We start from the raw sequence: 15,431 nt of genomic DNA, 5'->3' as shown, positions 1-15,431 counted from the left end.
TGAGTTAGTATTCGAAAATTGCGGCTATTCCTCACCATTTCGAATCACCCTATCGTGGAGGAGAGACGATGCGTGGATTCAGTCGAAGGGACCTGTTGAAGATCGCGGCAAGCGCCGCTGCCACCGCGGCCGTTCCCGCACTGACGGCATGCGCGACCAACGCCGGAGCCGCTGGGGATAGAGCGATGCGGCGCCGCCGCCCGTCGGACGCGGACTGGCCCACGGAGAGCGATTGGGCCGCGCTCAATGATCGAGTCGGCGGCCGGCTGAGCCGGTTGTCGGCGCCGCTCTCCGTCTGCCAGCAGGCGCCCGACGGTACGACTTGCCAGGGACTGCTTCACGAACTGAAGAACCCGTACTACCTCGGCGATGAACCGGCGCTGACGCAGACATCGGGCTGGGTAGACGCGTGGATGTCCACGCCGAGCGCCTATGCTGTCGCGGCCAGCGATTCGCGGGACATTTCCGAAGCGATCAGTTTCGCTCGCGAGCGCAACCTGCGGCTGGTGATCAAAGGTGGTGGACACAGCTATCAGGGGACATCCAATTCGCCCGACTCGCTGTTGATCTGGACGCGGCACATGCGTGCAATCGAAATGCATGACGGATTTACCCCTCAAGGCGGAGAGGGCCGGCAAGCAGCTCGGCCAGCAGTCACCGTGGGAGCAGGGGCCATCTGGATGCACGTCTACGATGCGGTGACCACACGCGGTGGCCGATACGTTCAAGGGGGAGGCTGCGCGACGGTCGGCGTCGCCGGACTTGTCCTAGGCGGTGGTTTTGGAAGTTTCTCAAAACGCTACGGGAGCGCCGCCGGATCGCTGCTGCAGGCGGAAGTGGTGACGGCCGATGGCGCCGTCCGCGTCGTCAACGCTTATCGGGAACCGGACCTGTTCTGGGCGCTGAAAGGCGGGGGCGGCGGAAGCTTTGCTGCTGTCGCGAGTGTGACGCTCGAAACCCATCCGTTGCCCGAGTACTTCGGCGTGGTCTTTGCAAACATCAACACGCACTCGCCGGAGGCGTTCCGGCAACTGATTGCGAGGTTCGTTGCTTTCTACGCACAGACTCTCCTGAACGAGCATTGGGGCGAAACGGTGTCGCTACGCGCAGATGGCACTTTGCGAATCTCCATGATGTTTCAGGGGCTGAGCCGCGATCAGGCGGCGGCCATGTGGCAGCCATTCTTCGACTGGGTATCCAGCGCCGCCTCGGGATGTTCATTGGCATCCTCGCCGCAGATCCTCGCCGCGCCGGCACAGCGGCTATGGGATCCCGCCTACATCATGCAGCACGTGCCCGGCGCGATGATGACCGACGACAGGCCCGGTGCCACCGCCGGCGATGTGTTCTGGTCTGCGAATCAGGGCGAGGCGGGACAGTTTATCTATGGCTACGAATCCGCGTGGCTGCCGGTATCGTTGCTGACACAGTCCGCGCAAGCCCGACTCGTGGATATGCTGTTCGAAATCACCCGTCACTGGTCGATCGGTTTGCACTTCAACAAGGGACTTGGCGGCGGATCTCCTGAGGCACGTCAGCGGACATCGGAGACGGCGATGAACCCGGCCGTGCTCGACGCCTTTGCGCTCGCGATTATCGCGGGCGAAGCCGCTCCCGCGTTCAGGGGCATGCCTGGGGATGGCCCCGATCTCGCACGGGCCCGGCAGGCCTCGGTGAGGATCCGTGAGGCGGCAGACGTGCTACGGCGCGCGGTGCCGAATGCAGGTGCCTACATTTCGGAAAGCAGCTTTTTTCAGTCCGACTGGCAACATGCGTACTGGGGAACGCATTACGACCGGCTCCGCGAGGTGAAGCACCGATACGATCCCGATGGCCTGTTCTTCATTCACCAAGGCGTGAATTCCGACGCGTGGAGCGCGGACGGCTTCACGCGGCTGGCGACGTGAACATCAGCGTGGCCGTGCAGCTGCCGCGCGAGTAACCCACAACATCAGTGACGGACGTAAATCGAATTCAGGCCTACGTCAGCGGCGGGATTGAATCCAGCATCGGAAAGCGTGCTTGCGTGCGAGCCAGCAGGATCGCTCAGCGTGCTGGTGCGGTCCTGCACTGCCGCGGAATCCGGACCCGCAGCCTCGTACGCGACCATCTCAACCTGGGTTTCATCGACCTGCATGACCGATTGCGCAAACGCCGCTGTGGGCAAGACGAATATAGCGGCAAGCAGTGCGGAACGAAAAAGTGTGTTCATGGCAATTCTCCTGAGAGTTATCGAGCTTCGTTGCGGGTCCGGGGACGTGACCCATGAAAGCGATGGTAGGCAGGGAGAATTAGGTCAAAATGAGCGCGGCGCGCCGCTATGTTTTGGCCAGGAGCTTTTTCCATGAAGCCCCTCATCTTGACGACATAGCCGTGCCTGGCAGTTCGCAATATCTGGGAATTTTTTCAGGGCGGTTTGCCGACGGAAACTGGCGCCATCCGCCGTTTAACGGGAGCGTAGGAGATGACTCTCGTCATCTTCTGTCTAAATGTCGCAACCGTTAAACGAGAAAGGGACTGGACAATGCTACAAGGCGTCAAGGTAACCATAGGCTGCATTCTGGCGTTGTCGTGCGCAGTGGCTCAGTCGGACGCGGTGTTCTCCGACACCGGATATGCCGCTGACGCTTACGGTGCCGCAGACCACTATCCCGTACCCGCACCGGGGCAGGCGAGAACACAAAGGCAGTTTGTCGGCTACTACAGTCACTTTGACGAAGTTCATCCAGCTGATCCGATTGCCAGGGCCGGTGCTCCATCGACACTCAAAACCTCCGCACACGAACTCACCCTGAACTATCCGTACGGAGGTCAGTACCGCAACATTAACGATTACCTCGATCGCAACCCGGTGACCGGCCTGCTGATCGCGCGCGACGACACCATTCTTTACGAGCACTATCGCTACGCCCGTACGGACGCCGACCGGTTCATGTCGCAGTCTATGGCGAAGACTATCGTCGGAATGCTGATTGGTATCGCCATATCGGAAGGCGCGATTCACTCGATTGACGATCTCGCGGATGCCTATGTGCCGGAGTTGGCTAACAATGCTTATGGGCAAACTTCAATTCGCGATTTGCTGCATATGTCTTCCGGTGTCCATTTCTTTGAAGACAGCAATCCCGGCGACGATCGCGACAAGCTAGGTCATGACCTTTTGAGCACGCACGGCGTAGGGGCAATCGAAGCCGTCAAGAGTTTCGACAAACGCGAGCGCGCGCCTGGCACGCATTTCAGCTACGCAAGTATCGAAACGGAAGTGCTGGGCCTGGTTTTGAGCCACGCAACACATATGTCCGTGGCTCAGTACGCGAGCGAGCGCATCTGGAAGAAGATGGGCATGGAGTCGGATGCGTCATGGGGGCGCGATCCAACCGGACAGGACATTACCTACTGCTGCGTAAGCGCGACGCTGCGCGACTGGGCGCGGCTGGGTCTGATGCTGGCGCACGACGGCGCGTGGAACGGCAAGCAGATCGTCCCGCGCGACTGGCTTTTACAGGCAACGACGGTCGAGTCATCGTCGAGCTTTCTCGCGCCTGGAATAGCCAATCCGATCTTCGGCTATGGATATCAGGTTTGGATACTCCCGGGTGAGCGGCGCATGTTCGCATTGCAAGGCATGGATGGCCAACGAATCATTGTCGATCCGCGTTCGAAACTCGTACTTGTGCAAACGGCGGTGTGGACCAGCGATCACGATCCAGGCATGCGGGAAATCTACGCCTTGTGGTACTCGCTCGTCGCGCAATATGGATGAGTGCGGGCCACACCGTCGACCTGGTGTTAGTTCGCGCGATCTTCGAACACGGAAACGATACCGTCAATCATTGCCGCAATGCGCGCGGTATGCCGAAGGTCTTGATGGGTGACGAGCCAGATTTCATAGACGGCCCCACGTGCGGGTTCAGGCCATATCTGCACGAGACCGTCGTGTTCAGCCAGATGTATTGGAAGCTCACCGATGCCGATGCCGGCCTTTACCGCGGTACGCAGCATGAGGCTGGAATTGAAGGTCGACACGATGCGCCCCGCGTGTATAGGTTCGCCGGCAAGCGTTGGCGATCGATTGCCGGTCCAGTTGCCCTGATAGACGACGAGATCGTGGCCCGCAAATGCAGAGCCGGGGACGGGCTTACCATGCTGCTCGAGATAAGCATTCGATGCAAAGAGCGCCATGGGCCAGCGAGCCAGGCGCCGCGCGACAAGATCGGGATTGTCCGGCCGCACTGAGCGTACCGCGATATCCGCTTCACGCTTTGCCAGATTCAGCATGCGCGTCGACGTGTCCAGCAGGACGCGCACTTCGGGATGTGCAGCATGCAGGCGTTCGATGGCAGGCAGCAAAAATTCGAGCGCGATCGAGTCGGTACTGGTGACCCTGACGTCCCCCGCAAGCCGTGTGTCTGTGCCTTGAGTTCGTCTGATGAGTTCGTTTGCGGAGTGTTCCATTTTCTCCGCTGATTTCAGCGCAGCCTCGCCTGCGGCGGTCAACGCGTAACCCTCGGAAGTGCGCAGAAAGAGCGTGGCACGCAGGGCGTGCTCCAGTGCCGCAATCCGTCTGCCGACCGTCGCCTGATCGAGATTGAGTGTCCTGGCTGCGCCACGGAGCGTTTTTTCGCGCTCCACCGCGAGAAACACTCGCGCGTCATCCCAGTTCATCGTGCCGCCCTCCTGATGCAAATTTGCATCTATCGACGTGAATAATGCTGCACATATGCAGCAATGTCGAGACCTATACTGAGCGCAAGAGTTTCTCGTTCAATGATCCTCCCGGATCAATCGAGCCTCATCTATAGAAGGAGTGGTATCCATGTCTGCCTCAACTTATCGTGTGCCGTCGTCCATGACGGCCATTGAGATCAAACAGCCCGGTGGTCCCGAAGTCCTCGTGCCGACTACGCGTCCGGTGCCGATGCCGGACGCCGATCAGGTTCTGATCCGTATCCACGCAGCGGCGGTGAACGGCCCGGACGTCTTCCAGCGCAAAGGGCTGTATGATCCGCCCGCTGGGGCTTCGGACATTCCGGGGCTGGAAGTGGCCGGTCAAGTGGTTGCCGTCGGCTCCAACGTGTCCCGATTCCGGATCGGCGAACTCGTGTGTGCATTGATTCCTGGCGGCGGCTACGCGGAGTATGCAGTCGCGCACGCCGACAACGTGATGCATATCCCCAAAGGCCTGACGTTGGTGGAAGCGGGGGCCATGCCCGAAACGTTCATGACGGTATGGCTGAACCTGTTCCAGCGCGGCAAGCTGGTTGCCGGCGAATCGGTGTTGATCCATGGCGGCGCGTCGGGCATCGGTACCACGGCGACCATGCTGGCGAAGGCATTCGGCGCTGCGAAAATCATCACGACAGTGAGCTCGCAAGCGCATCGGGAGGCCAGCGTGGCGCTAGGCGCAGACCTCGCGATCAATTACCGCGAGGAAGATTTCGTCGCCGAAGCGAAGCGGCTTACCGATGGAAAAGGTGTCGACGTGATCCTCGATATCATCGCAGGCGACTACGTGGCCAGAAACTATGAAGCCGCAGCCATGGACGGACGGATTCTGCAGGTGGGCGTGATCAAGGGGCCGGCAAAGAATCTCGACATCTTGCCGATGTTGACGAAACGTCTGACGCATATGGGGTCGACATTGCGATCACGCTCATCCGGGGACAAGGCGGCTATCGTCAAGGAACTGGAGCGGGAGGTCTGGCCGCACATTGAGAGCGGCAAGGTCAAGCCGGTTGTCTACAAGACCTTTGCGCTTGCCGACGCTCGCGGCGCTCATGAGTTGATCGATTCAGGCGCACACTTTGGCAAGATTGTCCTGACGACAGGCGCGGATCTTATTGGCTGAAGCCTGGCTTGCCGCATGCCATGTCTGCGGTGCCATCAGCAGACGGTAGCGACAGCGGACGCGACCGCGCGCCAGGAAAAAAATAGTCAGCCGCGCTGTAACCGCGCGTCCTTCTCCAACGAACTACAAAGAGAGCGCGGCGATGCAGTCCCTGGCTGCGTTGCCCGCTGTTCTTTGCTAACGTCCGTCCGGAGACCCTTGCGCATGAACACTGCACGACACCTGCTTCGTTTCACCGATCCCGCCCAGCTGACCCACCGCTGGGGTCTCGCGCGATGGACCCCGTTGCCACTACGGCTGATCACCGGTTACGGATTCATGGAACACGGCTACGCAAAAATCGTCAAGAACCCGGATGTGTTTGCCGGGATTTTGCATACGCTCGGCGTGCCGGCACCTCACTTCATGGCGTGGGCGACCATTCTCACTGAACTGGTCGGCGGCCTTGCGGTCATGGTCGGCGCATTCGTGCCGCTCGTCAGTCTGCCAATGATCGCGGTGCTGATGGTGGCGACACTGACCGTGCATCTTCAGTACGGGTTTTCGTCGATCAAGCTGCTGGCCGTCACGTCAGCCGGTGCGCAGTTCGGGCCGCCTGGCTACGAGACCGATCTGCTTTATCTCGCGTGTCTCGCCGCGCTGGTGCTGGGCGGATCGGGACCGTTCGCCGTCGATGGCTGGCTTGCCCGTCGCGGGCGGAAATAGGGGAGGGTGATGGCAAGCGAGGGGCGAACGCAGCAGGCATCTCGCAACTGAAGACAGCGGGTTCCGATGCTCGGTAGACTATGCTCTTTTCTTGCAACAGTTTCCACGAGGGGCACTGCATGGACCGCATGACGGCGATGGAAACGTTCGTGACCGTGGTGGACGCGGGTTCATTTTCTGCCGCCGCTCGCCGGCTCAAGTTGGGCCAGCCGGCAGTCTCGAAGGCCATTGCGCAACTGGAAGAGCACCTCGGCGCGCGGCTTCTGCTGCGTTCGACAAGAGGCCTGGCGCCGACCGATGCAGGGCAGCGATTCTACGAGCACGCTCGCCGTGCGATCGATGAAGCGGATCAGGCCGAACAGGTCGTGCGCGAATCGTCGGACGGTCTCTCGGGGCGCTTGCGGATCAGTGCGGCCGTCACGTTCGCGCGACTGCATGTTCTGCCCGCGCTCAAGACCTTCCTCGACCAGCATCCGAAACTGAGTATCGACATCGTCCTCGACGACCGTTCTATCGATCTGCTCGAGCACGGCGTCGACGTGGCGCTCCGTATGGGAGCGCTCGACGATTCGACAATGACCGCGAAACGCCTCCTGCGAGGAAGGCGACTGGTGGTCGGGACGCCGCGCTACTTCGCGGAGGCCGGTATTCCCACGACACCGGCAGACCTGAGCCGGCACCAGGCGATTGTCTATTCGTTGCGCGGCGGCGGCGAGTCCTGGTCATTCCGCGGCAACGACGGTACCGAAGTCTCTGTCGCTGTGTCGGGGCGGGTCAGCGTGAGTGCCGCCGAGGGCATGCGCACGGCGGTGCTGGGGCACATGGGTCTCGCGGTCGCATCGGAATGGATGTTCTCCCCTGAGCTTGCCGACGGCACCGTGCAAGCCGTTCTCACCGAATGGACTTTACCTACCATCGACGTCTGGGCCGTCTTCCCGTCCGGCCGCATGGCGACAACGAAAGCGCGCGCCTTCGTCGCGTTCGTCGAGCACCTGCTGGGTGAGAACGGCGGCATTGAGACCCAGAAGGGCGTGTAGCGGCGATAACACCTATTCCTCGCAGATGACTACCCTGCCTCGCGACGGTGGCGGACGATACGCATCAACCAATGCATGAATGTGTTGGCACATATGCAGATCGTTCAAAACTCACTATCGAGGTAATCATGACTCAAGCTCTGAAAGGCAAACTGGCACTCGTGACTGGCGCTTCCCGTGGCATCGGCGCCGCCATCGCAACGCGTCTTGCGCGCGATGGCGCATCGGTCATCGTCCACTACGCGTCGAGCTCGGCGCGTGCAGAGGCCGTGGTCAAGGCGATTCGCGACGCGGGCGGCGAGGCGGAAGCAGTCGGCGCCAATCTGGCGAAGCCCGAGGGCGTCACGGCATTGATCGACTCGCTGAACGGCGTCTTCGGCGGCCGCTTCGAAGGCCGGCTCGACATCCTCGTCAATAATGCAGGTACCGTCGAATACGGACCGTTCCTCGACTCGTCAGAAACGTCGTATGACACGCATTTCAATCTGAATGTGCGCGCGCCGATCGAACTGGCGAAGGACGCTGCGCAGCGCATGATCAAGACCGGCTGGGGCCGCATTGTCAACGTGGGCTCGGCTTTCGGCGAGGCAGCGCCGCTGCCGGGCGTGACCCTTTATATCGCGTCGAAATTTGCCATTCGAGGCTTCACGCGTGGTCTTTCGCGTGAACTCGGGAAGTATGGCGTGACCGTCAATGCGGTTCAGCCCGGCCCGATCGACACCGAATTGGCTCCGCAACCCGGAACGGAAGACCACGCAACGATGACGAAGCTCGCGAGCGTGGGTCGTTTCGGCAAGCCCGAAGAAATTGCCGCGGCAGTGTCGTATCTGGCAAGTCCTGAAGCGGGCTACACCACCGGTGAAAGTCTGACGGTCGATGGCGGATGGATTGCCTGAGTAAGCCGGCAAGGCGCTTCCGCGAGCACGCTGTGCGCCTGCTGTCTCATCCTGGTCGTGCATGTCATGAGCGATTCGTTCAAATGGCAGCGTCACGACGCCAGCAGTTCGACGAACGGCAACGATGCATTTTTCTGTCCGGTCGACTACAGTTGGCATTCGCTACGATCAGGGGAGAAAAACATGCGTCTCGCACGAAGGGGCTTACTGGCGCTACTTTGGCTGTGCGGTACTGTGACCGGTTCCGCATCCGCCTCCGATGCTCCGCAATCCCAGGTATTCCCGCTTTCGATCGTCGACAATCGCCCCTTCATTGCCGTGCAGGTCGATGGCAAAGGCCCGTTCTCTTTCATCGTGGATACGGGCTCGTCCAGCTCGACCGTCAGTACCGCACTGGCGGCAAAGCTGAAGCTTGCGCCCACGAGCGCCGGCACCGGAACGGGCGCCGGCGAGCAGCAACTGTCTTTCAAGATCGTTCACCTTAACGATCTGAGCGTGGGTCCATTCTCGGTCGGCGCTCTGGATATCCCGGCAATGGACACGAGCCAGCTCAATCGTGTCATCGGATTTCAGCATTTCGACGGCGTGCTCGGGACGGAGATATTCCGGAAGTATGTTTTAACGTTAGATGCCGCCCGAGAGCAGGTGACCATCCAGGACGCGGATCGATTCAGGCCGGCGGCGGATGCGATACCGATCCCCTTTTCGCTCGACGAGAACGACATGCCCGTTGTGACAGCATCGGTGGCAGGAATAACCGGGATGTTTCAGATCGATACGGGCGACCGGTTCAGCCTGACGCTGTTCGGCGCCTTCTGGCGCGCCTATCGATTGGACGGGCAAATGGGGACTACCGTCGAGGCGATGACCGGCTACGGCGGCGGAGGCCCGATCCGCGGCATCGTGGGGCGGCCGAAGCGCTTTTCGATCGGCGATCTTGCCGTGCCGGCACCTGTTACGCGTTTGTCGCTTCAGAAGGCAGGTGCTTTTACCCGGGGTGATCGGGCAGGGAGTATCGGCATGGGAATCCTGAAGCGATTTACGGTCTCTTTCGATTACGGCCATCATGTGATGTGGCTCTCGAAGAGCACCGGCTTCGACGCTCCTGAGCCCTATGACCGGAGCGGCATGTGGTTAGGACTATCCGGACAGCGAGGGCTTCGCGTCATCGACGTGACGGCGAATGGACCGGCGGCACAGGCCGGCATCCACGCCGGTGACATCGTTATCAAAGTTGGCGCGCTTCCCGCTGAGGCGAGCACCTTGTTCAGGATACGAGCGCTGCTTCAGGAGCCGGGCAACGCGAGCGTTCCCATCCTCGTGAACCGGACGAGCGGCGATCAACGAGTGCATCTGGTACTTCAGGATCTGATCTCGCCGTAGCAACTGACAGCTGACAAAACCCGTCGATCAGAATTCGGGCAAACGCCCGCGCGGTCGAGGCTGCACTGCAGCAACCCTGCTTTTTTGGCAAAGGAGGCGTCGGAATCTATCACTTGTTACCCCGTTTTTGAATCCATACGATCGGTTCGAACCGTCGGGAATGGCGTTGTCGTCACGATGCACGCCGCTTCAGGCCTGCCGCGCCCAGGCAGCCGCCCATCAGTGCTCTTACCGGATCTGGACAATGATTGCTGGAACTGAACCCCGCACCAAACGGACGCTGGTTTTTATCCTGCTCTATGTCGGCTACTGCATTTCTTACATAGACCGGTCGGCCGTATCGTTGTCGCTGGTACATATCGGTGGCGATTTCCATCTGAATCCGGCGCAACTCGGCGTGATCCTCAGCGCGTTCTATCTGAGCTATTCGATCATGCAGATTCCGGGCGGCTGGCTCGCCGACCGCTTCGGCAGCAAGGTCGTGGTGGTGGTGTCGATTGCGTTCTGGTCCTTGTTCACCGCGTTGACGGGCCTTGCGTGGTCTCTGGCGTCGCTGGTTGCGATCCGTTTTATCTTCGGTCTCGGTGAAGGCGGCTATCCGGCGTCGGCGGTCAAAGGCGTGGTCGAAGCGTATCCGCGCGTTGACCGCCCCAGGATGTCGTCGCTGCTGATTTCGTCCAACTACGTAGGCAGCTTTATTGCGCCCCTGGTCATTGCACCGCTGATCCTGTATCTCGGCTGGCGTCATGCGTTCGTCGCGATTGGCGTCGCCGGTGTGGTGTTCGCGCTGGTCTATCTGGTATTCGTCAAGGCGCCTCGCATGAGTCGCGACGAGGCGGCCGCGCAGGCGCTTCTGAACAGCGGCAAGGGTGGGAGGGGCGGCACCAGGGATCTGCTGAAGATGCCCTTGATGTGGAAGATACTGACGGTGTGGTTCGGTCTGAGCATCGTCAACAAGGGGCTTGACGCGTGGATGCCCGCGTATCTGCTGACCGCGCGCCACCTCGATCTGAAAGCGGTCGGAATGCTGACGCCGCTGCCGTTCATCACCGCGAGTATCGCGACCGCCATGGGTGGCTGGGTCATGACCCGCTTCTTCGATGGGCGCGAGAAGTATCTGATGATGAGTTGCTGCGCAATCACTGGCGTGTTCCTGTACCTGATGTACACCGCGCAAACGGTGGCCGGCGTGATTACGTATCAGTCGATCGTCTACTTCTTCAAGTCGTTCGTGTTCGCCACTGCATTCGCACTGCCAACCAAGATCCTGCCGCAGCGCCTCGTCGGAACGGGTGTCGGGATGGTCAACTTTGGCGGACAGGTGGCCGGGTTCGTTGCGCCGCTCGTAATCGGCTTGCTGGTCTCGCACTATGACAGCTACGACGCTGCGTTCATGTTCCTGATTGCATCCACGGCGATGGCGACGCTGGTCAGTCTGACCATCAATGCGTCGAGAATCCGCGACGTGCAACTTGCGAACGAAGCGGAAGCCTGAGCACGGCGATAGCGCCGGCCCACAGTCTCCGGGCTATCATTGAGCGGTCGATCACTTGTTCTTCCGCCCAATGAACCCGCGCATCCTGCAAGAAGCCGCCGTCCGCTATTTCCTCGAAGTCGTCAATACCGGCTCGATCAGCGATGCCGCGGCCAAGCTGCACGTGGTGCCCTCAGCGGTCAGCCGTCAGATCAGCCGCCTCGAAAGCGAGCTGAACGCGACGCTGTTCGAGCGCCAGTCGCGTGGCATGGTGCCGAGCCGTGCGGGCGAATTACTGGCTGCGTATGCGCGACGTTCGCTGCTTGACGCCGAGCACGTCAGCGCCGAACTGGACGCATTGCGCGCCGATACCGAGACCACCATCCGCATTGCCTGCACTGAAGGCTTCGCCACCGAATTCCTGCCGCGCGTGATGACGCAATTCCGTCGCGAACACCCGTCGGCGCGCTTCAACCTGGCGGTGGCGGCTGCATCGGTGGTCACGCGCCAGGTCCGCGAAGCCGAAGTCGATCTCGGCTTGACGTTTAGCCTCGGGCCGGCCCGCGATATCCACGTCAAGTATTCCCAACCTGCGCCGATGCTGGCCGTCGTTGCGCCCAGCCATGTGCTCGCGCGGCGCAGCGAAGTGTCCTTGCGCGAACTGTTCGAACATCCTCTCGCTTTGCCCGGACCGAATTCGACGCTGCGTCAGTTGCTGGATATCTATTGCAGCCGCGAGGGCATCAACTACAAGAGCGTGCTCGACAGCGAGACACTCGAAACGCTGCTCAATTTCTCGCTGTCCGGCGAGGCAGTTACGTTCTCCGGCGAACTGTTTCTGCGCAGCCGTCTCGCTCGCGGTCAACTGGTGGCGTTGCCTGTGCCCGAACTGCATGTCAGCGACCGCAATATTGAAGTGCAAACGTTGGCTCGCCGCGATTTGCCCCCACTGATGGAAGCGTTCATCGCAACTGTTAAGGTATGGTTGCCGGCGCCTTCCGCGCAATAAACCGGCATACAGTCTGCTGTTGTCCAAAAGGGAAATCGCCTTTCTATATTCGTCAATAGCCGCGTACGCACGACTCGGCTACATTCATTCGCATCGTTCTTCAACGTAGCGAAAGGTAAGCGAACCGTGTCCCATACAGACGAGCTGGTGAGTCAAAGTGCAGTCGAATTGAAAAAACGTCTCGATGCCCGCGAGATATCGCCGGTTGAACTGCTCGACGCGTGTATCGAGCGCATCGAGACGCTGAATCCGAAGATCAATGCGTTCTCGGCGACCTGTTTCGACCGCGCGCGTGCCGAAGCGCGCGAGGCAGAACGCGATCTCGCGAATGGCAATCGCCAGGGCATTTTGCAAGGTCTGCCTATCGGCATTAAAGACCTCGAAGAAACCGCAGGCGTGTTGACCACGTACGGCTCGCCGCTGTTTCGCTCCAACGTCCCGTCAGAAGACAACACCCTGGTGCAACGCCTGCGTGGCGCAGGTGCGATTGTCGTCGGCAAGACCAATGTGCCGGAAATGGGCGCGGGCGCCAACAGCTTCAATCCGGTCTGGGGTGCGACCGGCAATCCATTCAACCCGGAGCTGAATGCAGGGGGGTCGTCGGGCGGCTCGGCGGCGGCGCTGGCAGTCGATATGGTGCCGTTGTGCAGCGGCTCGGATACGGGCGGATCGCTGCGGATTCCGGCGGCGAAATGCGGCGTGGTTGGTCTGCGAACCTCGCCGGGGTTGGTGCCGAGCGAGCGCAAGCAACTCGGCTGGACGCCTCTTGCCGTAGTCGGTCCAATGGGGCGTGACGTCGCCGATACATGGCTGCAGCTCGCCGCCACCGCCGGCGTATCCGGCACGGATCCGTTGAGTTACCCTTTCACGATGCCGCCGTCCATTGACAGCGCACGGCCCGCCGATCTTTCGCGGCTGCGAGTCGGCTACACGGAAGACTTTGGCGTATGCGAAGTGGACGACGAGATCCGCGCGGTATTTCGCAAAAAAATCGATGCACTGCGCAGCGCTTTTGCGGTCTGCGAGCCTGTCGAAGTGCAGATGAAAGACGCGCACACCTGTTTCGACGTGCTGCGCGCGGAAGCCTTCGTCATGAGCTTGCAGAAAGCCTATGACAAAGATCCCGACCTGCTCGGGCCGAACCCGCGCGCGAACTATGAAATGGGCGCGAGCCTGAAGTTGAAGGACTGCGTGCGCGCACACAACGAACAGACGCTGATCTTCCGCGCATTCCAGAAGCTGTTTGATCGCTACGACGTGATCCTGTCGCCGACCACTCCGGTGTCGCCGTTTCCCTGGACGCAACCGTACCTCAAGTCGGTCAATGGCGTCGCGCTCGAAAATTACTACAGGTGGCTGTCGCTCACGTACGTGGTGACGCTCGCGACCAATCCGGCGCTATCGCTGCCGGTCGGCAGCGATCATCGCGGCATGCCGTTCGGCCTGCAGATGATCGGCCGCTTTCGCGGCGACCTGGAATTGCTGCTCGCAGCGCATGCTGTCGAGGCAGTGTGTGAAGGCTCGCCCGAGCTGCGTCGTCCGAAGCCGGATTTGCAAGCGCTGTCCAAAACCCAGGTGGACTTGCGGGCGATCGTCACGCATCCGCCGGTGCTCGGCGCGTCCGCTGCTGCAGAGGGCGACCGTCCTGCCGTTTGATTGCTCTGCGATACGATTGATTCCGACACCTGACATGACTGAAACGCTCTACGGCAAGCCGCTTTCGACGTGGCGAGCCGAATTCCCGCTGCTCGACCCTTTGATGCAACATCGACCAGTCGCGTGGTTTAATCCCGCCATCGCACCTCTGGCCGACGCGCTCGCCGACATCTCGCTGAACGCCGCTGACGTTCGCGATGCAAGCGATCGCCTGACGCGTTTCGCGCCGTTCATTGCACAGGCGTTTCCCGATGTAGCGCCGGCGAACGGCATCATCGAATCGCCTTTGACGCCGGTTCCCGCCTTCGCGGACGCCGTACGCGCACGTTACGGCGTCTCGGAGCCGGTACGGATGCTGTTGAAGAAAGACAGCCATCTGCCGATCTCGGGCTCGATCAAGGCTCGTGGCGGCATCTACGAAGTGCTGTTCCATGCGGAAAAGCTCGCCCTCGCACAGGGTTTGCTGACGCTCGCCGACGACTACCGCGTGCTCGCCGACGCGCCGTGTCAGGCACTGTTCCGTGCGCACAAGATTGCGGTCGGATCGACAGGCAACCTCGGGATGTCGATCGGAATCGCGGCGGCGACGCTCGGCTTCGAGACCACAGTGCACATGTCTGCCGATGCACGGCAGTGGAAGAAAGACCGGCTCCGTGCACATGGCGTCAACGTCATCGAATACGCGGGCGATTACGGCGAAGCAGTCGAGAGCGGTCGCCGCCAGGCGGCCGCCGATGCTTCCTGTCATTTCATCGATGACGAGAATTCGACCACCTTGTTTCTCGGCTATGCGGTTGCGGGCGAACGCCTGAAACGCCAACTCGAAGCGGCAGGCACGCGCGTCGACGCGGATCATCCGTTGTTTGTCTATCTACCGTGCGGTGTCGGCGGCGGTCCTGGTGGCGTTGCGTTTGGACTCAAGCTCGCATTCGGCGACGCCGTGCACTGCCTTTTCGCGGAACCGACGCACTCGCCGTGCATGCTGATGGGGGTGTACACCGGTTTGCACGACCAGCTTGCAGTGCAGGACTTCGGCATCGATAACGTGACGGCCGCCGACGGCCTTGCGGTCGGCAGGCCATCGGGCTTTGTCGGACGGTCGATGCAACGGATGATCGACGGCTATTTCACCGTCGAAGACAGCGAGTTGCTGGCGCTGCTCTATCTGATGGCGAACACCGAGGACATACGCCTGGAACCATCGGCACTGGCGGGCGCATCCGGATTCGCGCGCGTGCTCGCCGAGGTCGATGGCTATCACGCGCGCATCGGTCTCGACGCGACGCGAAGGGCGGCCGCTACGCATATCGTCTGGGCGACAGGCGGCGGCATGGTTCCGCGTGAGGAGATGGACAAGTACGTCGCCGAAGGTGAGCGACAACTGGGCAGCGCAGAACGCTGCGCAGTTGTCGCCAGAGCGTGA

13 protein-coding genes are annotated in these 15,431 nt (G+C 61.0%); 11 read left to right on the top strand and 2 right to left on the bottom strand.

What is annotated here, in order from left to right:
• The first annotated feature begins 68 nt into the window (after positions 1-68).
• Positions 69-1,907 carry an FAD-binding oxidoreductase gene (locus P3T17_RS16150; RefSeq protein ID WP_429407839.1) on the top strand — a complete coding sequence of 613 codons (1,839 nt, stop codon included), beginning with the start codon at positions 69-71 and terminating at the stop codon, positions 1,905-1,907.
• Positions 1,908-1,951: 44 nt separating this feature from the next.
• Here P3T17_RS16150 and P3T17_RS16145 read toward each other — a convergent pair whose 3' ends face one another.
• Entirely contained in the window at positions 1,952-2,212 is a 261-nt protein-coding gene (locus tag P3T17_RS16145; RefSeq protein WP_074265230.1) for a hypothetical protein, read from the bottom strand.
• Between the two features lie 312 nt (positions 2,213-2,524).
• Here P3T17_RS16145 and P3T17_RS16140 point away from each other — a divergent pair, with 312 nt between their 5' ends.
• The gene (locus P3T17_RS16140) at positions 2,525-3,763 is read left to right on the top strand and encodes a serine hydrolase domain-containing protein (RefSeq protein WP_429407837.1); all 1,239 of its coding nucleotides are present in this window, start codon (positions 2,525-2,527) and stop codon (positions 3,761-3,763) included.
• A gap of 26 nt (positions 3,764-3,789) precedes the next feature.
• On the opposite strand, the gene P3T17_RS16135 is transcribed toward P3T17_RS16140, so the two are convergent.
• Positions 3,790-4,665: a LysR family transcriptional regulator gene (locus P3T17_RS16135; protein WP_429407835.1), complete on the bottom strand. Its 876-nt coding sequence runs from the start codon at positions 4,663-4,665 to the stop codon at positions 3,790-3,792.
• 151 nt (positions 4,666-4,816) lie between these two features.
• Here P3T17_RS16135 and P3T17_RS16130 point away from each other — a divergent pair, with 151 nt between their 5' ends.
• From P3T17_RS16130 to dsdA, 9 genes are all read left to right on the top strand, one after another.
• Positions 4,817-5,848, top strand: a complete 1,032-nt coding sequence (locus tag P3T17_RS16130) for an NAD(P)H-quinone oxidoreductase (RefSeq protein WP_429407833.1) — start codon at positions 4,817-4,819, stop codon at positions 5,846-5,848.
• 204 nt (positions 5,849-6,052) lie between these two features.
• Positions 6,053-6,553, top strand: coding sequence for a DoxX family protein (locus P3T17_RS16125; RefSeq protein ID WP_083611443.1), 501 nt, complete (start codon positions 6,053-6,055; stop codon positions 6,551-6,553).
• A gap of 119 nt (positions 6,554-6,672) precedes the next feature.
• Positions 6,673-7,590, top strand: coding sequence for a LysR substrate-binding domain-containing protein (locus P3T17_RS16120; RefSeq protein WP_429407831.1), 918 nt, complete (start codon positions 6,673-6,675; stop codon positions 7,588-7,590).
• 128 nt (positions 7,591-7,718) lie between these two features.
• Entirely contained in the window at positions 7,719-8,486 is a 768-nt protein-coding gene (locus P3T17_RS16115; RefSeq protein ID WP_429407830.1) for an SDR family NAD(P)-dependent oxidoreductase, read from the top strand.
• A 66-nt stretch (positions 8,487-8,552) separates the two neighbouring features.
• A complete protein-coding gene (locus P3T17_RS16110; RefSeq protein WP_429407828.1) occupies positions 8,553-9,869 on the top strand; it encodes an aspartyl protease family protein in 1,317 nt (438 codons plus the stop codon).
• A gap of 244 nt (positions 9,870-10,113) precedes the next feature.
• Entirely contained in the window at positions 10,114-11,364 is a 1,251-nt protein-coding gene (locus tag P3T17_RS16105; protein ID WP_429407826.1) for an MFS transporter, read from the top strand.
• A gap of 70 nt (positions 11,365-11,434) precedes the next feature.
• Positions 11,435-12,352 (top strand): LysR substrate-binding domain-containing protein, encoded by a 918-nt coding sequence (locus P3T17_RS16100; protein WP_429407825.1) that lies wholly within the window; start codon positions 11,435-11,437, stop codon positions 12,350-12,352.
• Positions 12,353-12,478: 126 nt separating this feature from the next.
• Complete coding sequence (locus P3T17_RS16095) at positions 12,479-14,008, top strand: amidase (RefSeq protein WP_429407823.1); 1,530 nt, start codon at positions 12,479-12,481, stop codon at positions 14,006-14,008.
• A gap of 34 nt (positions 14,009-14,042) precedes the next feature.
• Positions 14,043-15,431, top strand: a complete 1,389-nt coding sequence (gene dsdA / locus P3T17_RS16090) for a D-serine ammonia-lyase (RefSeq protein ID WP_429407821.1) — start codon at positions 14,043-14,045, stop codon at positions 15,429-15,431.

Origin of the sequence: Paraburkholderia sp. GAS82 (assembly GCF_050436285.1) — a bacterium.
Classification (GTDB): Bacteria; Pseudomonadota; Gammaproteobacteria; order Burkholderiales; family Burkholderiaceae; genus Paraburkholderia; species Paraburkholderia phenazinium_B.
The sequence above is the reverse complement of the archived record's forward strand: the minus strand, read 5'-3'. Positions and strand labels throughout refer to the sequence as shown.